Annotated in this window: 20 protein-coding genes; 12 read left to right on the top strand and 8 right to left on the bottom strand. The window is 38.3% G+C overall.

All coding sequences use genetic code 11. From position 1 onward, the window contains the following. Positions 1 to 399 precede the first annotated feature (399 nt). Together AACH28_RS14125 and AACH28_RS14120 are read left to right on the top strand one after the other, a co-directional pair. The gene (locus tag AACH28_RS14125) at positions 400 to 810 is read left to right on the top strand and encodes an RNA-binding S4 domain-containing protein (protein ID WP_088159990.1); all 411 of its coding nucleotides are present in this window, start codon (positions 400 to 402) and stop codon (positions 808 to 810) included. After that, entirely contained in the window at positions 767 to 1,852 is a 1,086-nt protein-coding gene (locus AACH28_RS14120; protein ID WP_341830784.1) for an isoaspartyl peptidase/L-asparaginase, read from the top strand. Before AACH28_RS14125 ends, AACH28_RS14120 begins: the two co-directional genes overlap by 44 nt. A gap of 121 nt (positions 1,853 to 1,973) precedes the next feature. On the opposite strand, the gene ytxJ is transcribed toward AACH28_RS14120, so the two are convergent. The 5 genes from ytxJ to AACH28_RS14095 all read right to left on the bottom strand — a co-directional run bounded on the left by ytxJ (position 1,974) and on the right by AACH28_RS14095 (position 6,594). Then, complete coding sequence (gene ytxJ, locus AACH28_RS14115; protein WP_341830783.1) at positions 1,974 to 2,312, bottom strand: bacillithiol system redox-active protein YtxJ; 339 nt, start codon at positions 2,310 to 2,312, stop codon at positions 1,974 to 1,976. A gap of 1 nt (position 2,313) precedes the next feature. Next, entirely contained in the window at positions 2,314 to 3,054 is a 741-nt protein-coding gene (locus tag AACH28_RS14110; protein WP_201666682.1) for a hypothetical protein, read from the bottom strand. Between the two features lie 287 nt (positions 3,055 to 3,341). Then, positions 3,342 to 3,830 (bottom strand): 6,7-dimethyl-8-ribityllumazine synthase, encoded by a 489-nt coding sequence (gene ribH, locus AACH28_RS14105; protein WP_075990779.1) that lies wholly within the window; start codon positions 3,828 to 3,830, stop codon positions 3,342 to 3,344. Positions 3,831 to 3,918: 88 nt separating this feature from the next. Continuing rightward, positions 3,919 to 4,590, bottom strand: a complete 672-nt coding sequence (locus AACH28_RS14100; RefSeq protein WP_341830782.1) for a tetratricopeptide repeat protein — start codon at positions 4,588 to 4,590, stop codon at positions 3,919 to 3,921. An 84-nt stretch (positions 4,591 to 4,674) separates the two neighbouring features. Beyond that, positions 4,675 to 6,594: a nucleoside-diphosphate sugar epimerase/dehydratase gene (locus AACH28_RS14095; protein ID WP_341830781.1), complete on the bottom strand. Its 1,920-nt coding sequence runs from the start codon at positions 6,592 to 6,594 to the stop codon at positions 4,675 to 4,677. A gap of 133 nt (positions 6,595 to 6,727) precedes the next feature. Here AACH28_RS14095 and AACH28_RS14090 point away from each other — a divergent pair, with 133 nt between their 5' ends. Further along, entirely contained in the window at positions 6,728 to 7,939 is a 1,212-nt protein-coding gene (locus AACH28_RS14090) for an alanine dehydrogenase (protein ID WP_341830780.1), read from the top strand. Positions 7,940 to 8,051: 112 nt separating this feature from the next. After that, positions 8,052 to 8,903, top strand: coding sequence for an alpha/beta hydrolase (locus AACH28_RS14085; protein ID WP_341830779.1), 852 nt, complete (start codon positions 8,052 to 8,054; stop codon positions 8,901 to 8,903). A gap of 9 nt (positions 8,904 to 8,912) precedes the next feature. Here AACH28_RS14085 and AACH28_RS14080 read toward each other — a convergent pair whose 3' ends face one another. Genes AACH28_RS14080 through AACH28_RS14070 form a run of 3 tightly spaced genes read right to left on the bottom strand, consistent with a single transcriptional unit; the run spans position 8,913 to position 11,960 of the window. Then, on the bottom strand, positions 8,913 to 9,959 hold the full coding sequence (locus tag AACH28_RS14080) for an ABC transporter ATP-binding protein (RefSeq protein WP_286770591.1): 1,047 nt from the start codon (positions 9,957 to 9,959) through the stop codon (positions 8,913 to 8,915). A 24-nt stretch (positions 9,960 to 9,983) separates the two neighbouring features. Further along, a complete protein-coding gene (gene tsaE, locus AACH28_RS14075; RefSeq protein WP_341830778.1) occupies positions 9,984 to 10,394 on the bottom strand; it encodes a tRNA (adenosine(37)-N6)-threonylcarbamoyltransferase complex ATPase subunit type 1 TsaE in 411 nt (136 codons plus the stop codon). A 12-nt stretch (positions 10,395 to 10,406) separates the two neighbouring features. After that, complete coding sequence (locus AACH28_RS14070; protein ID WP_341830777.1) at positions 10,407 to 11,960, bottom strand: PglZ domain-containing protein; 1,554 nt, start codon at positions 11,958 to 11,960, stop codon at positions 10,407 to 10,409. A gap of 218 nt (positions 11,961 to 12,178) precedes the next feature. On the opposite strand from AACH28_RS14070, the gene AACH28_RS14065 reads away from it, so the two are divergent. The 8 genes from AACH28_RS14065 (at position 12,179) to AACH28_RS14030 (ending at position 21,147) form a co-directional block, all read left to right on the top strand. Then, positions 12,179 to 13,429, top strand: coding sequence for an HD domain-containing protein (locus AACH28_RS14065; protein WP_341830776.1), 1,251 nt, complete (start codon positions 12,179 to 12,181; stop codon positions 13,427 to 13,429). Positions 13,430 to 13,462: 33 nt separating this feature from the next. Continuing rightward, positions 13,463 to 14,503, top strand: a complete 1,041-nt coding sequence (gene lpxD / locus AACH28_RS14060; RefSeq protein ID WP_046674769.1) for a UDP-3-O-(3-hydroxymyristoyl)glucosamine N-acyltransferase — start codon at positions 13,463 to 13,465, stop codon at positions 14,501 to 14,503. 138 nt (positions 14,504 to 14,641) lie between these two features. Further along, on the top strand, positions 14,642 to 16,042 hold the full coding sequence (locus AACH28_RS14055) for a bifunctional UDP-3-O-[3-hydroxymyristoyl] N-acetylglucosamine deacetylase/3-hydroxyacyl-ACP dehydratase (RefSeq protein ID WP_175441947.1): 1,401 nt from the start codon (positions 14,642 to 14,644) through the stop codon (positions 16,040 to 16,042). A 10-nt stretch (positions 16,043 to 16,052) separates the two neighbouring features. Continuing rightward, a complete protein-coding gene (lpxA, locus tag AACH28_RS14050) occupies positions 16,053 to 16,841 on the top strand; it encodes an acyl-ACP--UDP-N-acetylglucosamine O-acyltransferase (RefSeq protein ID WP_075990789.1) in 789 nt (262 codons plus the stop codon). A 17-nt stretch (positions 16,842 to 16,858) separates the two neighbouring features. Further along, on the top strand, positions 16,859 to 17,488 hold the full coding sequence (locus AACH28_RS14045; protein ID WP_312524535.1) for an ATP-binding cassette domain-containing protein: 630 nt from the start codon (positions 16,859 to 16,861) through the stop codon (positions 17,486 to 17,488). Positions 17,489 to 17,746: 258 nt separating this feature from the next. Further along, complete coding sequence (efp, locus tag AACH28_RS14040) at positions 17,747 to 18,307, top strand: elongation factor P (RefSeq protein ID WP_046674772.1); 561 nt, start codon at positions 17,747 to 17,749, stop codon at positions 18,305 to 18,307. A gap of 257 nt (positions 18,308 to 18,564) precedes the next feature. Continuing rightward, positions 18,565 to 19,149, top strand: coding sequence for a 5-formyltetrahydrofolate cyclo-ligase (locus tag AACH28_RS14035; RefSeq protein ID WP_341830775.1), 585 nt, complete (start codon positions 18,565 to 18,567; stop codon positions 19,147 to 19,149). Between the two features lie 255 nt (positions 19,150 to 19,404). Next, the gene (locus tag AACH28_RS14030) at positions 19,405 to 21,147 is read left to right on the top strand and encodes a hypothetical protein (protein ID WP_341830774.1); all 1,743 of its coding nucleotides are present in this window, start codon (positions 19,405 to 19,407) and stop codon (positions 21,145 to 21,147) included. Positions 21,148 to 21,331: the final 184 nt, after the last annotated feature.

Below are 21,331 nucleotides of genomic sequence, written 5' to 3'. Positions count from 1 at the left end.
ATTATTTATTTTCTTATTTGAATTAGTTTATTTTGATGTACAAACTTAGATAAAGTTGGACTTAAAAACAACTTTATCCATTGTTCCTTGCAATAGACTTTCCTGATAATAACAGCCTACCAAATTATGATCAACTTCTGACTCCAACCACAGTGTGTGCACAGTGAGTCCACGTTGAGTCCACCTTTTTAAGGTGCACTCATGCTACAGACATTGTTTTAACAACCCGCTTGCAGTCAGGAGTTGGTATGGATTTGATGACAACTTGTCCGCAATTAGCTATTAGACTCTTCCGGCGAACGGATGAAAGACGTTTTAATAATTGTACTCAGTTTAATAGGAATTTTCCATAATTGCTTTTGGTTATAATGGTTCTAAAAATATAATTATTTTTGTATTATGGCTGGAACATCAGAAAAATTGAGAATTGATAAATATTTGTGGTCAATTCGCTTATTTAAGACAAGAACTTTGGCAACAGAGGCCTGTAAGGCAGGTCGGGTGAAACTAAAAGGCCAAAATATAAAACCCTCTTATGAAGTTAAGATCGGAGATGTATACCATGTCCAAAAGGGAATTGAGAAAAAAGTGGTGATGGTGACAGGTCTTTTGGAACGTCGTGTTGACGCCAAGACTGCTGTTCAATTCTACGAGGATCAAACACCTGTTGAAGAAACTGTAGGGTTTAAATCCGTATTTCATGCTCCTGTCCTAAAACGCGACCGCGGTACAGGGCGCCCTACGAAAAAAGACCGTCGTGAGATAGATGATTTACAATCTTCAGAATGGTGGGAGAAGGAAGATGAATAACCTCAAGATATGCGCCATGATAATTGTGGGAAGCCTGTTGGCAATTTCCTGTAAATCGTATAAAAAACCTGTGGCCATGACGGAGGAAAAATTTGTTTTGGCGATCCATGGTGGAGCGGGGACGATCTTGAAAAAGAATATGACAGATTCGATGGAGCAAGCTTATAGGATCGTCTTGGAGCAAGCGCTTCGTATGGGCTATCAAAAGTTGCAAGAAGGTAAATCCAGCTTGGAAGCCGTCGAATCTGCTATCCATGTTATGGAAGACTCACCCTTGTTTAATGCAGGGAAAGGAGCGGTTTTTACACATGACGGACGCAACGAACTGGATGCTTCCATCATGGATGGTAAATCCTTAGCCGCAGGCGCCGTTGCAGGAGTGACGACGATCAAAAATCCAATCTCGGCAGCCAAGGCGGTGATGGAAAAATCTGAGCATGTTATGATGGTGGGTAAAGGTGCCGAAGAGTTTGCGAAGCAAGTGGGATTGACGATCCTAGATCCTTCTTATTTTTGGACGGAAGCACGTTGGGAAGCTTTGCAGAAAGTGAGCAAGGATGACAGTACACGAACACAACTAGATCACGATCAAAAACAAAGCTCACGTTTAGGTGTCATCAATAAAGATGCTAAATTCGGTACAGTAGGATGTGTTGCTTTGGATAAAGCAGGTAACTTGGCAGCGGGTACATCTACAGGAGGGATGACAAACAAGAAGTTTGGGCGGGTCGGAGATTCGCCAATTATCGGAGCTGGAACGTATGCGAACAATAATACCTGTGCTGTTTCCTGTACTGGATGGGGTGAATATTATATTCGCACCGTGGCCGCATATTCGGTGTCCGCTTTAATGGAATATAAAGGGGAACGTGTTGATCAAGCGAGCAGGCAAGTAATCGACCGGATTGGTGAAATGGGCGGTAATGGCGGCATGATCGCATTGGATAAAAATGGACATGTTGCTATGCCTTTTAATACCGCCGGCATGTATCGGGGTACGGTGACTAAAGACGGTAAAATAACAGTGGAAATTTATAAATAGCCAATTCAGCTGTTTTCAGCTTCATAAAATATCCCAAGTGATCAATACAATACATGTTGAAGATCGCTTGGGATATTTTATGCTAACTATTTTTATTGAACAGCAGTTATGGCCTATTATGTCAAATTGCTGTTAGGTATTGTTCTATCTCATCAAATTGGATATCACCATGTGAAGCGTCATATAAACTGTCTTTTCCTTCAACAATCAGTATCTGAGGGGATTGATGTGTTACATTCCAACGTTGGGCAATCTCATTCGATAGTGGGCGGTAACGCAAAAGGTCTAAAAGATAAATCGCATAATCATGGTCTGAAGTAGCAGACATACGCTCAAGACTACGCTTAGCCATATTGCTAATACCACAAGTCGTGCTATGTTTAAAGATGGCTACAACTTTATCGGATTGATAAAGATTCTGTAGCTGTTCTTCTGTATTTAATTCTATCCAATTAATCATATTATAGTTCTGTAAATTTTTTCTGTTCTACCTGTACAAAAGATGAAATAGAGGAGAATATACAACTCTTTTGGTCATTGCTTGTGGAATTGAAGAAACTGGGTAAACGTATCCCGTCGCCAATCTCCTTATATTTGCTCACTTCATAAGTGTTTTTTTCGCCTTTATCTGTGTATTCGTAACGCACAATCTCACCAGTATTTTGATCAATATAAAGCAAACCATCAATCTTTGAACCAAAGATAGGGCCTGACGAGCTGATATTTGCTATCGTTAATTTCTGTCCAGCACTGAAACTTTCCTTCTGGCTTTTCAGCTGCACATTCTTCTGTCCGATCAAAGTAGGCAAAAGTAGTAGATTGAGATCCGAAAATAGCTGATTTTTAATTGATTTCTTGAGCTCTGGCCCATCTGTAGATAAATTCCCTCCAATAAAGAGTTTGTCTGACCCTGGGTTTTTAAAATTAAACAGGTAGGTCACCTGATCCGTTCCCTTATAGCCATCAAATCGACATGCTCCAGTTGTTCTATTGAACAGGAACTTTCGTTCGTCGTTTGACAACTGGTCTGAGATGGTATTTCCCTTTGCTGAGAAAGCCAAAAACTGCAAAGAATCCCATTTTTCCTGGCCACCGATACTTTGCCAAATCTGCTTGTTTAGACTATCGTCTTGTGCCACTAGATCCAACTGACAAAATAACGTCAGTATAACGACCAAGAGTACATTCGATAATGTTTTCATAATCCTATTTTTTAAAGAAACAATCATCAAGTAATTCGTATCAAAATTGATCCCATGAAACTTCATCATTGCGTCATTGTCTATAAAACTACCGACTGTTGTATAACCGATTTACACTACAATCAAGACAATTCAATAACAGTTTATTCTAGTGAAAAAATAAAAATCGATTAATAAGATAACTGAATATTTTATTAATCGATTTGTTTAAAATATAAGTACCTGAGTAATAAGTCGTGCTCAGTAATACTTTTCATCATTGAATGGTAGGCAAAATTAATACCAAACTAGAATTTTTTGGCAATATGAGCCATTTGTATTGCTGTAATAGCAGCTTCTTCACCTTTATTACCATGTTTCCCTCCGGCACGATCCAATGCTTGCTGAAGGTTGTCAGTTGTTAATACGCCAAAAACAGCTGGTTTATTATATTTGAGCCCTACATTGGCAATGCCATTTGCAACTGCATCGCAGATAAAATCGAAGTGTCTGGTCTCACCCTGAATGACGCAACCTAAACAGATAACAGCGTCAAAACCCTGATTTCTGAATGCGAGGTCTGCTCCTGAAATTAACTCGAAACTTCCAGGAACCTCTATGACTTGGATATTGTTTTCCTTAGCGCCATGCTCTTCCAAGCCCTTTATTGCACCATTCAATAATGCACCTGTAATTTCTGCATTCCATTGTGCAACAACGATTGCAAATTTGAATGGACTTGCATCCGCAACCTGGATGTGCGAAAAGTCGGATAAATTTTTAATGCTACTTGCCATAATAGTAACAAAGATAGTGATTTTAGATGGTCACAAAAAAAGAGGCTATCAAATAGCCTCTTTTTATTATATTTTTATAATTATTCTCTTATAAATGTGCTTGTACACGCCCCAATAAACCATCAATTGTTGAAGCTTCTTGGCTCTCTGGAAAATCTGTTTTAATCTTCTTGTAAGCAGTCTCTGCACTTTTATAGTCATTTTGTGCTTCATATACAAGCCCTAGTTTTTTCAAAAAGAGCGGAGTTGTATACGAGTTGCTTGATTTTTCAGAAGCTTGCTTGTAATAATCAGCGGCTTTTTTGTAGTCTTTTAGCTCTGAAAAAGCATCACCTGTTAAACCAATTACGAGTGGGTCTAGAATTTGGCTTCCTGTTGGAGCATATTTTTCAAGCGCTTTCACAGCATCTTCGAATTTACCTTGACGTAAATATAAACCGCCTAAATAGGCGTTTGCAATATTTGCCGATTTTGTATTGGAATATTCATCCGCAATTTGTTTAAATCCAAGAAAAGCACCGTCGCCCGTGATTGCTTTATTTTGTAAAGAATCAATTGTGGCCAGCTGTTCTGCTTTGTACATACGGTTCGAAGCTTCTTCTGCTCTTGGATCTAGATAAAGCTTTTGATATCCAAAATAAAGTAAGATCAATACAACGATACCACCTAAAATGAACACGACACTTTTTTGGTTATCTTGAAAAAAAGATCCTTTTGAAGGTTTGAAACCTTGATTTGTATTATTTGTGTTTTTAGACATTACTAATCAGTAAAATATGGATTGCAAAAATACACTTTTCGAGCAAATTTGCAAGTGTTTTGCAAATTTTAAAGTGAATTAACTTTAGTTTTCCGACTTATTCGATAACTCGATTTCCCGATCCAGTTGCTCGTAGATCGAATTTTTGCTTTTGAATTCAGGTACAATAATTTTCATTTGATAGACAACTTCGTTTTTGTTCTGTGTCGCTAAACGCTGTTGCAATTCTTCGATTTTTATACTTACAATATCATAATTATTTTCTCTGACTTTGGCGATCATGATCATTTCGTGGTGTGTCGGCAACGTATTCTCCAAATCATTTAATAACTCCTCATATAGTTTTTCCCCGGGTCTTAATCCCGTGAATTTTATTTCAATATCTTCATTCGGTTTAAATCCTGAAAGGCGAATCATTTTTTTTGCTAACTCGACTATTTTTACAGATTTTCCCATATCAAATACAAAAATTTCGCCACCTTGTCCCATCGTACCAGCTTCAAGAACCAATCGACAGGCTTCGGGAATGGTCATAAAATACCGCGTAATTTCTGGATGCGTAACGGTTACAGGGCCACCTTTTTGAATCTGGTCTCTGAATCGTGGGATAACAGATCCATTGGAGCCTAAGACATTGCCAAAGCGGGTTGTGATAAATTTGGTGTGCACAGTTGCCCCTAACGAGTTTTCCAAATGATTGTTTAACGATTGTACATAGATTTCTGCAATACGCTTTGTCGCTCCCATGATATTCGTGGGATTGACAGCTTTATCGGTAGAGACAAAAACAAATTTTTCCACTTGATATGCTACGGCCAAATCAGCTAGATTCTTAGTACCCATGACATTGGTCTGTACTGCTTCCAAAGGGTGGTTTTCCATCATTGGGACATGTTTGTATGCTGCAGCGTGATATACATAGTGTGGTTTGAAAGTCTCAAAAAGTAATTGCATCCTTTTTGTACTTCGGACGTCTGCGATATAAGTATGATATACCTGATTGGGAAATTCATCCTGAAGGTCAAGTTGGAGGTTATGTAAGGGGGACTCTGCTTGGTCACAAAGAATAATCATCTGGGGCTCGTATCTTCCCAATTGGGTTGCAATTTCACTTCCGATAGAACCGGCTGCTCCAGTAACAAGGATTCTTTTGCCCTTCGTCTGGCTTAAGATGTGGTCGTCGTTAATCTTGATCGGCTCCCTTTCCAACAAATCTTCAATTTTTATTTTCTGAATCTGATTGGGGTTAAGGTCGCCATTCATGATCTTTTTAACGGGCGGAAGTGTTAAAATATTGATGTTTTTTTCGAGCGCGACATCTGTAATTTCATTTTTACGGTCTGAAGGGATGTTGTGCGAAGCGATGATAACCTCCTCAACATTCAATGTATTGATCAGATGGCTGAACTTCTGTGAGGAATATATTTTGGTACCATCAATTACCTTGTTGATTTTTTGTTCATTATCGTCCAAGAATCCAACAATAGCATTTTTGGAGCGTACATCATGGTCTAAGGTTCTTTTTACAGCAATCCCCAAATCACCGGCGCCATAGATCAGTGTCTTTTTTCTGGAGCCACTGACTTTTTTGGTGTATAGAAAGAAAATTTTGATAATCGTTCTATATACGGTTAAAATAAGAAAGGAGAAGAGTGCAAAGAAAATAATGAGTGCAGTTGGAATGTTTCGTTCTATCTCGTTTGCCTGAATGACTAATTTTATAACCAGGAGAACAAAAACACTAAATGTTATCGTTGATAATATCCGTATTGAATCGATAGCGCTTGTGTAACGAACTATACCAGTATACATCTTAAAGAGGTAGAATGATAAGGAACATATACCTATAAATAAAATGTAACGAATGGCAAAATCAATGTCAAGCAGAAAATCGAAGTTAAAATCATAGTAAATGACATTTGCGAGGAGATAAGCGATGGATATACTAAAGATGTCCAATAAAAAAATGATCCACCGTGGCACTATATTAACTTTGCTGAGCATGGTATTATATCTGATTAATTTAGACAAATGTAGATAAATTTGTTTCATTCCAAAGCTGTGCCAAACCAAATTTATCTTCGTTTGATAAGATTGATTTTTTATTGTAATTTTAGCTAACGATCAATTTTACAAGATGAATGAGTTAGGAAAGCTTGCGAGTCAGGCTATGATTTCTCCAAAAGAGATGCTGTTTGAGAAGAAAAAGAATGCAAAGAGTTTATTTATTGGCATTCCAAAAGAAATTTCGCTTCAGGAAAAGCGAATTTGCCTGACACCATTAGCGGTTGCATTATTGGTAGAAAATGGGCACGAAGTAATCGTTGAGACGGGAGCAGGAGCAGGAGCCAATTTTTTGGATCACCATTATAGTGAGCAGGGAGCCCGTATTGTATCTTCAAGAGAAGAAGTGTACCAAGCGGATCTGATCATCAAGGTTGGCAGCCCTGTAATTAGTGAAGTCAAGCTGATGAAAGAAAGACAGCTTTTATTATCTTCTCAGCAACCTTCACTTATGAACTTGGATGTCTTAAAGGCATTAATGCATAAAAAAATTACCGCAATTTCTTACGAATATTTAAGAGATGAGGGCGGTTGCCTAACTGTGGTTCGTGCTATGAGTGAAATCGTAGGGGCGACGGCAACTTTAATTGCTGGAGAGTATCTGAGCAATGCATTTGGAGGCAAGGGACTGATGCTCGGCGGTGTTACCGGGGTAGCCTCGACCGAAGTTGTTATTATCGGCGCAGGGACCGTTGGTGAACAAGCTGCTCGGACGGCTTTGGCGCTAGGAGCAGAGGTAAAAGTATTTGATAATTCGATTTATAAACTTAGACGCCTACAAAATAACCTGGGTAGTCGTGTGTTTACATCTGTTATACAACCTATTATTTTAAACAAAGCCGTGATCAGTTCAGACGTTGTTATCGGTGCTTTACGAGCGCTTAATGGACGTTCCGCTTGCGTGATTTCGGAAGAGACCGTTTCTAAAATGAAACCCAATTCCGTTATTATAGATGTAAGCATTGATCAAGGGGGCAATTTTGAAACTTCGGAGGTGACCTCTCACGATAAACCTATCTTTCGGAAATTTGATGTTATTCACTATTGTGTTCCTAATATAGCGTCTCGGGTAGCGCGAACAGCCACCTATGCCATGAGCAATATCTTCACTTCGATTTTGCTCGATTTCGCTGAACTCGGGGGATTGAAAAATGCCATTTGGAAGAACCCTGGTATTCGAAGTTCCATTTATTTGTATCAAGGTAATCTGACGAATATAGATATGGCCTCCAGGTTTAATATGACAGCAAAGGATTTAGATTTATTAGTCGTCTCTTCGTTATAAATTCTAAGCGTATCCAGCTGCTTCTTGATCTACTCCATGCAGATGTTGCATGTAAAATGGAAGGATATTTCTAGTAAATATAATTTTGCGATCTTTTTTAAATGTTATTTAAATGAAAAAAGTTTTTATGATTTTATGTTCCTTGATCTCGCTTGTTAAAGCGCAGGAGGCAATCAACCTTTATGCAGATTCTATTCCAAATGCGACTGATAAAGAGCAGGTAAATTTAGAAAAGAACGTCCCCAAGCTATTTGCCTATACAGCAGATAAAAGTGTCGATAAAAATATCGCCGTACTGGTTATTCCTGGGGGCGGGTATGCTCATATCGCAATGGATCATGAGGGACATGCCGTTGCTAAAGAGTTGGTGAAAAATGGGTATTCGGCATATGTTTTGCAATATCGATTGCCTTCGCTGAATATCATGCGTGACAAATCTATAGGGCCTCTTCAGGACGCGCAGCGGGCAATGCAATTGATCAGAACCCTGCACCCCGGACTTCGAAAGGTGGGGGTTATCGGATTTTCCGCAGGCGGACATTTGGCTTCCACCTTAATAACGAAGTTTAAGAAAGACTATATAGTGAATCCTTCACATGTATCCCTAAGACCTGATTTTGCTGGATTAATTTATCCTGTAATCTCTATGCAAAATGATATCACACACAAAGGTTCGCGTATAAATCTCATCGGAGAAAACCCTTCAGAAGACCAAATTAACCTTTTTTCTTCCAATTTGCAGGTATCTCCTGAAGTTTGTCCGGTTTTCTTTGTACATGCCAAAGACGATACAGCTGTACCGATAGAAAACAGTTATAGAATGATTGCTGCTCTGGACAAGTCAAAAGTACCCAACAAGCTTTATACCTTTGAGCAAGGGGGACACGGTTTTGGATTAATTAACAAAACTTCGGATAAGTTATGGTTTGACGCATTTTTATCTTGGCTTGATACACAGGACTAAGCTATGCAATTAATGGTCAAAAGAGATCCAGTGGGATATTGTTAGGTCAACAGCCTGTTGTTTTTGTGGAATTATTTGCGATGTAATAATCGCATGTAAGTTAATCTCATTATTGCTGACGACGATTTCATAATAAAAACCTCTGAATCGGACATCTTTCACAAAAAAAGTAGACTGCTCAGATGGACTGATTGAGATCCATTCTTGATGTATCGCGATTGGTTTTTCGCTTGCTATGCCTAAATTTTGAGCTTGCTCAACCTGTAATATATTGCTTTTTGCCAATAATTGGGCAGTATAAGGGTGCGATGGATTGCTGTACAACACATGTGGGTTGTTTTGATCCAGGATTTTGCCAGATTTCATCACAATAAGATTATCTGCCAGGGCAAGTACTTCTGTCGGATCGTGTGAAACTAAAATGACGGTTAGCCCGGTTTCTTTAACAATATCCTTGATGTCCTGTTGTAAGGTATCCCTAAAAGAGGCGTCGACCTGATTGAATGGTTCGTCCATGAGTAAGACTTCAGGCTCGTTGATCAATGCACGACAGATTGCTACGCGTTGTTTTTCTCCGCCACTGATGTCAGCTACTCTTTTTTTAGCGAGGTGATCGATCCGTAGACGTTGTAATATTTCCGCAGTTTTGTCCTGCTTGCGTTTGATATCTGTGTTTGGCAATTGGGAAGCAACATTATCCCAAACATTGGCATACGTATTCAAATCGTCAAAGCCTTGCGAGACTAATTTCATGGCATCATGTCCGGGGATCAGCTTGTCCTTGCGCGTCGGGACCTGCCAACCTTTATAGCGCACAATGCCACCAGTTGGTTCCAAAAGACCGTATATAAGTCTAAGCAAGGTACTTTTTCCACTACCAGATTCACCAATGATCGCTGTTATTTTTCCTTCGTCGATATCGAAAGAACTATTTTCAACAGCAAACTGCATATTGTTCTCATGAAAGGAAAAGCTCAAGTGTTCGGCATGTATAGCCGCTAATCCGGGCACATGGATATCAGTTGGAATATATTGACAAGAGGATGAATGAGCCATAGTAGGGAGTCGAAAAAAAGGTAGTTAACGAATAGAAATTTGACGTGTTGTTGCATCTAGGATGCTAATATGTATCTCTTTTGCTTCTTCAGGAAGTAAGTTGGGGATTTTCTCCGGCCACTCAACAAAGCAATAAGCACCTGAATAGAAATATTCCTCATAACCAAAATCGAATGCCTCCTGTTCATCTTTAATGCGGTAAAAATCAAAGTGATATACGGGGCCAGCTGGAGACTCATATTCATTAACAATGGAGAATGTTGGACTAGATGTACTATCTTGTACATTCAATTGTTTACACAGGTGTTTTACAAAAGTTGTCTTTCCTGCTCCCATGGAACCATATAATAGAAAAATCCGGTCCTTTGGAAAACTATTTAAAAGTGTCTGAGCCGCTTGAGATAGATTTGCTGTGGTATTTACAATAATTTCCATGTTGCAAAATTACTATTTCGGTAGGTATGTCGCAAAGGGGATAATCATTTCTTCCAGCGATATTCCACCATGTTGGAATGTTCCATTAAAGTAATTGACAAATTGATTGTAGTTGTTGGGGTAAACAAAATACGAATCTTCTTTGGCAAAAACGTATGTTGAACTTACATGAAGTTTAGGCAGCTGTGCCTCGTGGGGATTTTTGATAGCAAAAACATCTTTGTCAATATAGTTCAGGTTTTTCCCTTGCTTATATCTCAAATTTGTATTTGTGTTGCGGTCACCAACTATTTTACTTGGTTTTTTTACCCGGATCGTGCCGTGGTCGGTTGTAATGATCACACGAACTTTCTTTTGAGAGAGCCATTTTATAACCTCTAATAAAGGTGAGTGTTCAAACCATGACAATGTAATCGAGCGATATGCCGCTTCGTCGTTTGCTAATTCACGAATCATAGAGCTGTCTGTACGTGCGTGAGAAAGCATGTCAACAAAGTTATACACCAATACATTCAGTTGATTGTGCATCAAATTACCAAGATTGTCTAACACATCCTTTCCTTGTTCCAGGGTCAAAATTTTCGTGTAGGAGTGTTTTATGGACTTGCGGTAAAGTCGTTTGATCTGATCTTCCAAAAATTTATCCTCATATAAATTCTTGCCGCCTTCATCTTCATCGTTTTGCCATAATTTCGGAAAGCGTTTTTCCATTTCCAGTGGAGTTAAGCCACTAAAGATGGCATTTCTAGCATATTGTGTTGCTGTTGGTAAAATACTGTAATAGGTTATCTCCTCCTCAAGTCTAAAATAATCGGTAATGACCTCATTGATAATTTTCCATTGATCGAAACGCAAATTGTCTATTAGAAAGAAAAATGTCGGTATATGATCTTCTATGGTCGGAAATACCTTCTTCTTAAATAGCTGGTGGGATAGAATGGGCGCGTTTTCGGGACGATTAATCCATTGTATATAGTTGTTTTCAATAAATTTTGAGAATTGCATGTTTGCTTCGGATTTTTGCATCGTCAGAATTTCATGCATATTGTTATCTTCAAGCTTTTCGAGAGACAATTCCCAGTAGACCAATTTTTTGTAGACTTCTGACCATTGATTGAAATCCAAATTGTCATTTAGGATCATCCCTAAATTGCGGAAGTCTTGTTGATAGGCCATGGATGTTTTCTCATTGACAAGACGCTTGTTCTCCGTTAATTTTTTAATTGTCATCAAGATCTGCTTGGGGTTGACCGGCTTGATCAGATAATCATCTATTTTGGAGCCGATGGCATCTTCCATGACATGTTCTTCTTCGTTTTTTGTAACCAGAACAACAGGGACAGTAGGGTTGATCGATTTGAGTATGGCAAGTGTTTCGAGCCCGGTTAGCCCAGGCATATTTTCGTCTAGGAAAACGAGGTGGAAAAAACCATTCTTAAAGGCTTCAACGGCATCATTTCCATTGTTGACCGTGTCAACTTTGTAACCTTTGCTTTCTAAAAATAATATGTGTGGTTTTAGAAAGTCAATCTCATCGTCAGCCCAAAGGATATGTGTTTTTTGCATCTTGTTATTATATGTCTATTAGTAGAGGGGAGGGTCGGATTTTCGATCTCATACTAACATAAGCAAATATCGTGCTTCAGATTTTATTTTTAACATTTCTTAACGGTGAACTAACTATCTTTGTTTTAAGTTTATACTAGTGTTACCCAAGGCTTCGTAATTAAAGCGCTCGGTTTCATAATTTATAGTGTTGATGATCGTATTAATTTGTCGCCACGTTGAACAAAAATAAAATTATTAATGATCCGGTATATGGATTTGTCGCTATTCCTACAGGATTGGTCTTCGACTTAGTGCAACATCCTTATTTTCAAAGGCTCCGCTATATTAAGCAGGTGAGCATGACGCATCTTGTCTATCCCGGAGCTTTACATACTCGTTTTCAGCACGCCATAGGGGCGATGCATTTGATGTCAATGGCCTTGGAAACTTTGCGGAGTAAAGGTGTCATCATTTCTGCGGATGAAGAGGAGGCTGTTCTTTCGGCAATATTGCTGCATGATATAGGTCACGGCCCTTTTTCACATTCTTTGGAGCATAGTTTGATTGAAGGTGTTTCTCATGAGCTATTGTCTTCTCTTTTAATGGATCGAATCAACAATGATCTGGGTGGAAGACTAAGTCTTGCAATTACAATCTTTAATAATAAATACGAACGTAAATTTCTGCATCAATTGGTGTCGAGTCAATTGGACGTTGATCGAATGGATTACCTCAATAGAGATAGTTTTTTTACCGGTGTATCGGAAGGCGTGATCTCATTTGATCGTATCATAAAAATGCTCAATGTCGTGGCGGATGAAATCGTGGTGGAATATAAAGGGCTGTATTCTGTGGAGAAATTCCTGATTGCACGACGGCTCATGTATTGGCAAGTCTATTTACATAAGACCGTTATCGGTGCTGAACAATTATTGATTAAAATTCTGCAGCGGGCAAAATATTTAACGGCTACTGGTCATAAGCTCTTTTCTACCCCGGCTTTTCATTGGTTTTTAAGCCAGCAGGTCAACAAAACTAATTTTTTGGATGACCCGTTACATTTGGATTGGTTTACTCGTTTAGATGATACGGATATTATGTCTGCGATAAAAATATGGGAACATCATGAGGATTCTATTTTAAGTACAATGTGCCAGCGCGTTATGAAACGTAATCTATATCGCTCTGTCATGAGCAATAAACCATTCTCGCCAGCATATGTAGATTTAGTGAAATCGAAAGTACAAGCTGAGCTGGGTGTGGCTCAGGAGGATATTCATTATTATGTATTTATGCAGGAAATTCAAAACCGTGCCTATAATTCTTCCAAGGATCAAATAAAAATATTATTGAAATCGGGCGAGCTCTTGGATATAACAGAGGCTTCTGATCTAGGGAATTTAGAAGCACTATCGAAAAATGTGGCTAAATACGCCTTATGTTATCCAAAAGAGGTGGGATATGTTGCAATTACTTCCATCAAGTAGTTATTTTTTAATAAAAAAACATAGATTTGTACCATGCAATTTACTGCTCAACAAATAGGGACATTATTAGAAGGACGGATTGAAGGAAATCCAGAAGTTACTGTAGGTAACCTTGCCAAAATTGAGGAAGGTAAAAAAGGCGATCTTTCTTTTTTGTCAAATCCAAAATATGAGCATTTTATTTATACTACTGACGCCTCGATTGTAATTGTGAATGAAGATTTACAATTGACCCAAGCAACTAAGCCGACTTTAACGATCATACGGGTGAAGAATGCATATGCTGCTTTCTCTACCATTCTGAATATGTATAATGAGTTCCGTCTTGACAAAAGCGGACGTGAGGAGCCTCATTTTATACATACTGAAGCGGAGATCGGCCAAGGAGGTTATATCGGTGCATTTGTATATATTGGACGCGGAGCTTCCATTGGAGATAACGTGAAAATTTACCCACAGGTCTATATTGGCGATAAAGTAACGATTGGAGATAATACAACACTCTATCCAGGGGTGAAGATTTATCATGATTGTAAGATTGGGAAAAATGTCGTCGTACATTCTGGTGTTGTGATCGGATCGGATGGATTTGGATTTGCACCACAAGAAGACGGAACATATAAAAAAGTACCTCAGATTGGTTATGTGCAAGTGGAGGATAATGTTGAGATCGGCGCCAATACAGTAATCGATAGAGCAACAATGGGTGCTACAATCGTGCGTGATGGTGTTAAGTTGGATAATTTGATTCAAATTGCACATAATGTTGATATTGGAAAGAATACTGTAATCGCAGCACAAACAGGTATTTCTGGTAGCTCAAAAATTGGAGAACATGTGGTTTTAGGAGGCCAGGTTGGGGTTGTTGGTCATATTGTTGTTGCAAAGGGCTCTCAAATCCAGGCGCAATCAGGAGTGAATAGATCGATTAAAGAAGAAGGTAAAAAGTGGGGCGGTACACCGGTGATGCCTTATCAGCCCCAATTGCGTTCTAATGTGATTTTTGCACGCCTCCCTGAGTTGGAAAAACGAATCCAAGAGTTAGAAAAGTTAGTAGAAAAAAAATTGAAATAATTATTTTTCATTGAAAATAAACTGTTCTTTAATGGTGATGAAATAAGCATTCCAGGCACGGCTATGGCAACATCGATGTAGCTTAAGGGATAAATGTTTTGTCAAAAGAAGTTTTGATTTAAAAATATGTTATTAGAAATGAATGTAAAACAGCGAACCATCAAAAACGAGGTTGAAATTTCGGGGGTAGGTCTTCATACAGGGAAAATTGTATCGATGACGATCAAGCCAGCTCCGGAAAATCACTGGTTTAAGTTCAGACGTGTAGATTTAGCGGGACAACCAGAAATTTTGGTTGATGCGGATAATGTGACGGATACCTCCAGAGGGACGACAATAACGCAGAATGGAGCAAGTGTGAGTACAATTGAACATTTGATGGCATCGTTAATTGGTTTACAAATCGATAATGTGCTGATTGATATTGATGGCCCTGAAATACCCATACTCGATGGTAGCTCAGCTATTTTTGTGAAGTTGCTGGAGGAAGCGGGATTTGAAGAACAAGATGCTGACCGGGATTATTATGAGATATCCAATAATATCCATTACGCAGAGCCAGATCGCAAAGTTGAAATACTGGGTATGCCGATGGACGGGTATCGTTTGACTTGTATGATCGATTTTAACTCGCCGGTGTTGGGAAGCCAACATGCCGCAATAACATCGATTGAGGACTTTAAATCAGAAATAGCCTCTTCACGTACGTTTTGTTTTTTACACGAATTGGAAATGTTGGTTGATCATGGCCTAATTAAAGGTGGTGATTTGAGTAATGCAATCGTTATTGTGGACAAGGAGACTTCTCCTGAGGAATTGCAGAAATTAGCGCATCTTTTTCATAAAGAAACCGTTGCAGTTGCTAAGGAAGGAATATTAAACAATAATCAATTGCGTTACCAAAATGAACCTGCTCGACATAAATTGTTGGACATGGTTGGAGATTTAGCACTTGTCGGAAGACCTTTGAAAGGGCATATTATGGCTGCACGACCAGGTCATGCAGCGAATGTGGCTTTTGCAAAAAAGATAAAGGAGCAGATCAAAAAAGATAAAACACGTAAAAAAATTAAAGTTTACGATCCCAATATGCCGGCACTATACGATACGGTTGAAATCATGAAGATTTTACCGCATCGTCAACCCATGCTTATGGTCGATAAAATTCTTGAGTTGACAGAAACACATGTTGTAGGTTTGAAGAATGTTACCATGAACGAAGATTTATTTATGGGACATTTTCCTGGTGCACCATTATTTCCTGGTGTTTTGCAAGTAGAGGCTATGGCACAAACAGGGGGAATTTTAGTGCTGAAGACGGTCCCTGATCCAGAGAATTGGTTGACCTTATTCCTTAAAATTGAAAATGCACGTTTTAAAGCGCAGGTAACTCCAGGAGATTCTGTTATTTTTAGATGTGACTTGATGGAGCCGATTCGAAGAGGTATCGCAAAAATGAAAGGTGTGGCTATGGTAGGAGAGAAAATTGTGTGTGAAGCGGAGCTTATGGCACAGATCGTAAGAGTAAATAACAACTAAAGTAGTATAGATGATACAGCCATTAGCTTATATTCATCCGGAGGCAAAAATTGCTAAAAATGTGGTCATCGAGCCATTTGTAACCATTTATAAAGATGTCGTCATTGGTGAAGGCACTTGGATAGGATCAAATGTGACGATCATGGATGGAGCTCGAATTGGAAAAAACTGTAAAATATATCCCGGTGCAGTAATCTCTGGTGAACCTCAAGATTTAAAATTTGATGGTGAGATTACTACAGCTGAAATTGGAGACAATACAACCATTCGTGAGTGTGTAACAATCAATAGAGGAACAAAGGATAGGTATAAAACGGTCATTGGAAAAAATTGTTTGATCCAAGCATATAGTCATGTTGCACACGATTGTGAAGTAGGTGATAATTGTGTTTTTTCGAACAACAGTACACTTGCTGGACATATTACAGTAGGCGATTATGTTGTACTTGCTGGAATGGTTGCTGTTCACCAATTTGTCAAAATTGGTTCGCATGCATTTGTTACCGGTGGCTCATTGGTGCGTAAGGATATTCCTCCTTTTGTTAAGGCCGCACGTGAACCGATTTCTTATGCTGGTATTAATTCTGTTGGATTGAGAAGAAGAGGATTTTCGGAAGAGCAAATTGCCGAGATTCAGAATCTTTATCGCATTCTTTTTGTTCAAAACAGAAATCTGGCTAAAGCAATAGAAATTATAGAAGCTGAATATCAGGCAACGGAAATCCGTGATGAAATTTTGGATTTTATTCGAAACTCAGGCCGGGGTATCATGAAAGGATTCAATAATAGAGCGATGTAGTCGCTTTGTCGATTCTAGTGAATTTGAAAATTACATTAAAAGATATTGGTAGGAGGTATAACAATGAATGGATTTTTAGGCATATAAACTATACCTTCGAGTCCGGCAAGAGTTATGCCATCCTTGGCCATAATGGTTCCGGAAAGTCCACTTTCTTAAAAGTGCTTTCAAGTAGTTTGACACCCTCAGCGGGTGAACTGATCTACACCGATGGAGACCAAGTCCTGGGTGTGGATACGATATATCAGCAGCTGTCTCTCGCAGCTCCTTATGTTGAACTGATCGAGGAATTTACCTTAAACGAGCTGATTGATTTTCATTTTAAATTTAAAAATTATCTTCCTTCTTTTGATAAAGCAACGGTTGTAAAGCTATTGGGATTGGAACATGCGCTTGACAGAGAGATCCGTTTTTTTTCATCAGGTATGCGTCAACGTGTCAAGCTAGCGCTAGCTTGTTGTTCTGCATCTGCCTTGGTTTTGTTGGATGAGCCTACAAGTAATTTGGATAGTGCGGGTGAACAATGGTATCTTCGTTTAATTGAGCGTACAAAATTGGAGTCTAGATTGTTTATCGTCTGTTCGAACCAAAAAAAAGAGTATGAATTCTGCGATGAAAGTATTTCTATAGTCGATTTTAAGTCTTAGGGAGATCGACAATTTGTTGCTATCACATCGAAAATAGGCGAAAAGTTCTTGTCCTGTATTAAAAATAGCTACTTTCAATAAAACCGTCAAGACTGTATCATCATGAGCAGCTACGAAAGTGAACTGAAGGTTCCCTCCGGCCATAAAAAACAAACAGGTTCAGAAAAAAAGTAGCGAATGAAATTTTAATAACACAATTAGTTTTTGTACTTTTGACGACTCAATAATGAGATAACCGTTTAAAGTTCAATTCAAAGAATGGCTAAGGCATCAGAGGTAAAATCAGGAAATATCTTAAGATTTAACGGAGAATTAGTATCCGTAGAAGAATATATACACCGCACACCAGGTAATTTACGCGCGTTTTATCAAGCGAGAATGCGTAATGTTAAAACTGGTAAGTTAGTTGAATACCGTTTTAGAGTTGACGAATCTGTAGAAATAGCGCGTGTAGAAACTAGCGATTATCAGTATTTGTATGAGGATGGAGATTTCTTCGTGGTAATGGATAACAATACCTACGAGCAATTCAATATTCCTAAATTTTTGTTCGGTGATTCAGCTCGTTTCTTGAAAGAGGGAATGACTGTAATTATTGCTTTTGAAAGTGATGAGCCTATCATGGCAGAAGCTCCAAAAAGTGTTGAGTTGGAAATTACATATACTGAACCGGCTGTAAAAGGAGATACTTCTACAAATGCATTGAAAAAAGCAACTGTAGAGACTGGTGTTGAAATTATGGTGCCTTTGTTCATTAATCAAGGTGAGAAAGTAAGAGTTGATACGCAAACAGGTAATTATATCGAACGCGTAAAATAATACAAAGATTTTAGGTTTAGGTTGATTATTCGGTCTTGTTAGCGCTCGCTACAAGGCCGTTTTTTTTTACAAAAGTTTCAACTGAGTTGAGCATATGGTTTTCGATTCTGAATAAGAATTTCTAATGGCTTTTGAAGATCAAATAAAAATTGAATTGGGAGGAATGCTATTTTTGACTAATCTTGGCATACGTAATACACTTTAAAGGAGAGTTTGGTAGGGACGGGAAATAAATTTTAGAAATAACTATTTTACAAATGAAATCAAAACAAGAATTACGACTTGAGTATAAAACTAAGCGTTGTCAATTGTCTGTAGAGACAGAAACTACGCTCAATGAGCGACTACTTTCGCAGTTTACAAAGCTTGATCTGTCGGAGGTCGAATTTTTGCATATTTTCATTCCCATAGGGAAATATCACGAACCCAATACATATTTAATAATCAACTATATTCAAGAATCTTTTCCACAGATAAAGATCGTCGTTTCGCGATCTAATTTTGAGGACTATTCGATGCAACATTTCATATTGGATGAGCATACCCTATTTGAGACGAACAACTGGGGTATTCCTGAGCCAGTATCCGGCATTAAGGTGAATTCATCGCTTATTGATATGATTATAGTTCCTTTGTTAATTTTTGATCTTTTGGGCTACAGGGTAGGTTACGGAAAAGGGTTTTACGACCGTTTTTTCTCGTACTGTAAAGTTGATGTGCAGCGTGTTGGACTATCTTTTTTTCATCCAATTGATGTGATTGCAGATAAAAATGAATACGATGTCCAATTGACGCAGGCCATTACGCCAGATCATATTTATCGTTTTTTTGATAAGAAGTAATACTATTGGTCAAAAAAATAATCTCACCGCGTTTAGTGAATAGTCACAAGGTTTTCCAATAAATGGCTTCTTTGTTTAATTCGCGAACAATGGTAGCGTATTATTTAATGTACTATTCTCATTTTTAATAAAAGAATGTAAGGCCTAATTACGATCTAAATCTTAACTGTGTTTGTAGTTGGTTGATTTTGTCTCATGATGATTTAATTAAAATTATTTTTTATTTTTATTGCGAAATTCAATGCCTGTGCCGATATGTTTCGATATCTTCTATTTTTTCTTTTCCTGACAATCATACCTTGTCATGTTGTCTATGGGATGGATTTAATGGATTCCAATTCCTCGATAGAAGAGAAGAACTTTTACGAAACAATTATAAAAGAATCAGCGCAGTATCAATCCTCTAGCCTGTCGTTAAGCAAATATCTTGCACCGTATTTTAGCCAAGCGGTACGAAAAAATGATAAGGCACTTTTGGCAATCTATTATTGTTTACTGGCGGATCAGTCGTTTAATGCCGAAGGCGCAAGAAATAACTTTAGTGATAAATACTATTTAAAAGCGCTGGACCTTGAAGAAGGCTATAGCTATCAAAATGTACGCATTTGGGTAAAGGTAATGTATGGCTTTTATCTATATCGGTGCCTGAAAGCCTCTGAGGCATTACCTTTTATCTTGGAAGGAGAGAAAGGGCTCGAAGATATACCGAAAGAACTTGTTTTGGACCTAACGCAAACTTACAAAAAGCTTGGCTATTTTTTTGGAACTTTAGGTGATTATACTTCTGGAATTAAATATCTGGATTTAGGGCAACGACAAGAACAAATTTCACCGAAATTGAAAGCTGAAATCTTGGACAATTTAGGTTTACTGACATTGAAAAGTGGTGGTGATACCTTGCAGGCAATGAAAATTTTTGAATTGGCTCAAACTTTAGCACTTTCAGAAAATGACTCATTACGCTACGCGAAGATTTTAGGTAATCAGGCGGCTGTGTTTGAAGGTATGAAGGATTACCATAAGGCTTTATTGCTCCTAGATAAAGATCTTGAGATTTCCAGATCTCTTGGGAATGACCGAAATACAATCTTTGCCTTAGTGATGCGTATTCGATTAAATATTGCGAATAAGGAAACGAAGGATGTTCGTCATATGATTGCGGAAGCTGAATCCCTTTTGTTGGGCTCGGATGATAAGAAGACAATACTTGAACTTGAGATTCACAAGCTGAATTTGGCGATGCAAAGTAACGATATAGGTCGTGAGCTGAATGCACGAAGAAGAATAGAACGTCTCCAAGACTCACTACGCTTTTTAGATGGTGATCCGGTATTGTCCCAGTTGAAGTTTATGGCCGACAAGCAAAAGTATGCCGATAAATTATCGCTGGCACAAGCTGTTATTAAGAAAAAGCAAGCTGAGAGGCGATTATGGCTAATATTAAGTTTATTGGTATTGGTGTTATTCTTTTTTATTTATAATGCTGTTCGATCCCGTGCTAGAAAACGGATACGTGACTATGAATATCAGCTTCTTAATTTAAAGTATACAAAAGCAGAATTAGACAGGGAACTGGTGAGTTCTAAAAGCCAAGTTGAGGAATACGTCGCTTATCTTAAGCGGAATAATGAACAGATAAATGTACTTTCTGCGATGCTTGAAGAAAAAGGGAATGTTGTTGAAAAAGATCGCGAGGAGCTAAAAACATTGTTGCAGTCACATCTCATCACTGAAGAGAAATGGCAGGAATTTAAATTGTTGATTGTAAAAGAATTTCCCAATTTACTCCAGGATATACAATCTAGATTTCCCGATATAACGGAATCTAACCTGAGGGTTATTGTGCTTATGAAACTGGGGTTAAATAATAAGGAAGTAGCCAACGTATTGGGTGTTACTCCAGACGCGATAAAAAAATCTATGCAGCGCTTGAAAAAGAAGCTTGGAGATCAGGCCGGGATGCTTATGGAATATATTTCCGACAAGGAGTTTGTTTAATGTCGACCTTCTTATGGCAGAGCGACCCTTTGGGCGGCTAGTTCTAACTAAATATATCCAACGAAAAGGATTTTAATCCAGCTTCGATTCTAACGGCTTTTCAGCTTAAACGATAAGTGGGAAGTGATCTGATGGGAATTATTGGAAAGAAAGGATGTGGAAGGATTCGTACAGCTAAAAAGAT

Origin of the sequence: Sphingobacterium thalpophilum, from assembly GCF_038396785.1 — a bacterium.
Lineage (GTDB): Bacteria > Bacteroidota > Bacteroidia > Sphingobacteriales > Sphingobacteriaceae > Sphingobacterium > Sphingobacterium thalpophilum_A.
This window is presented reverse-complemented; position numbering and strand designations above follow the sequence as displayed.

What these genes read in the sequence shown, in the direction of transcription:
- AACH28_RS14080 (WP_286770591.1), bottom strand. Translation starts at nt 9,959, where the DNA reads ATGGCTCATTCATCCTCTTGTCAATATATTCCAACTGATATCCATGTG.
- AACH28_RS14110 (WP_201666682.1), bottom strand. Translation starts at nt 3,054, where the DNA reads ATGAAAACATTATCGAATGTACTCTTGGTCGTTATACTGACGTTATTT.
- AACH28_RS14120 (WP_341830784.1), top strand. Translation starts at nt 767, where the DNA reads ATGATTTACAATCTTCAGAATGGTGGGAGAAGGAAGATGAATAACCTC.
- AACH28_RS14030 (WP_341830774.1), top strand. Translation starts at nt 19,405, where the DNA reads ATGTTTCGATATCTTCTATTTTTTCTTTTCCTGACAATCATACCTTGT.
- AACH28_RS14035 (WP_341830775.1), top strand. Translation starts at nt 18,565, where the DNA reads ATGAAATCAAAACAAGAATTACGACTTGAGTATAAAACTAAGCGTTGT.
- AACH28_RS14070 (WP_341830777.1), bottom strand. Translation starts at nt 11,960, where the DNA reads ATGCAAAAAACACATATCCTTTGGGCTGACGATGAGATTGACTTTCTA.
- efp (WP_046674772.1), top strand. Translation starts at nt 17,747, where the DNA reads ATGGCTAAGGCATCAGAGGTAAAATCAGGAAATATCTTAAGATTTAAC.
- ribH (WP_075990779.1), bottom strand. Translation starts at nt 3,830, where the DNA reads ATGGCAAGTAGCATTAAAAATTTATCCGACTTTTCGCACATCCAGGTT.
- AACH28_RS14100 (WP_341830782.1), bottom strand. Translation starts at nt 4,590, where the DNA reads ATGTCTAAAAACACAAATAATACAAATCAAGGTTTCAAACCTTCAAAA.
- lpxA (WP_075990789.1), top strand. Translation starts at nt 16,053, where the DNA reads ATGATACAGCCATTAGCTTATATTCATCCGGAGGCAAAAATTGCTAAA.
- lpxD (WP_046674769.1), top strand. Translation starts at nt 13,463, where the DNA reads ATGCAATTTACTGCTCAACAAATAGGGACATTATTAGAAGGACGGATT.
- AACH28_RS14090 (WP_341830780.1), top strand. Translation starts at nt 6,728, where the DNA reads ATGAATGAGTTAGGAAAGCTTGCGAGTCAGGCTATGATTTCTCCAAAA.
- AACH28_RS14055 (WP_175441947.1), top strand. Translation starts at nt 14,642, where the DNA reads ATGAATGTAAAACAGCGAACCATCAAAAACGAGGTTGAAATTTCGGGG.
- AACH28_RS14085 (WP_341830779.1), top strand. Translation starts at nt 8,052, where the DNA reads ATGAAAAAAGTTTTTATGATTTTATGTTCCTTGATCTCGCTTGTTAAA.
- ytxJ (WP_341830783.1), bottom strand. Translation starts at nt 2,312, where the DNA reads ATGATTAATTGGATAGAATTAAATACAGAAGAACAGCTACAGAATCTT.
- tsaE (WP_341830778.1), bottom strand. Translation starts at nt 10,394, where the DNA reads ATGGAAATTATTGTAAATACCACAGCAAATCTATCTCAAGCGGCTCAG.
- AACH28_RS14095 (WP_341830781.1), bottom strand. Translation starts at nt 6,594, where the DNA reads ATGCTCAGCAAAGTTAATATAGTGCCACGGTGGATCATTTTTTTATTG.
- AACH28_RS14125 (WP_088159990.1), top strand. Translation starts at nt 400, where the DNA reads ATGGCTGGAACATCAGAAAAATTGAGAATTGATAAATATTTGTGGTCA.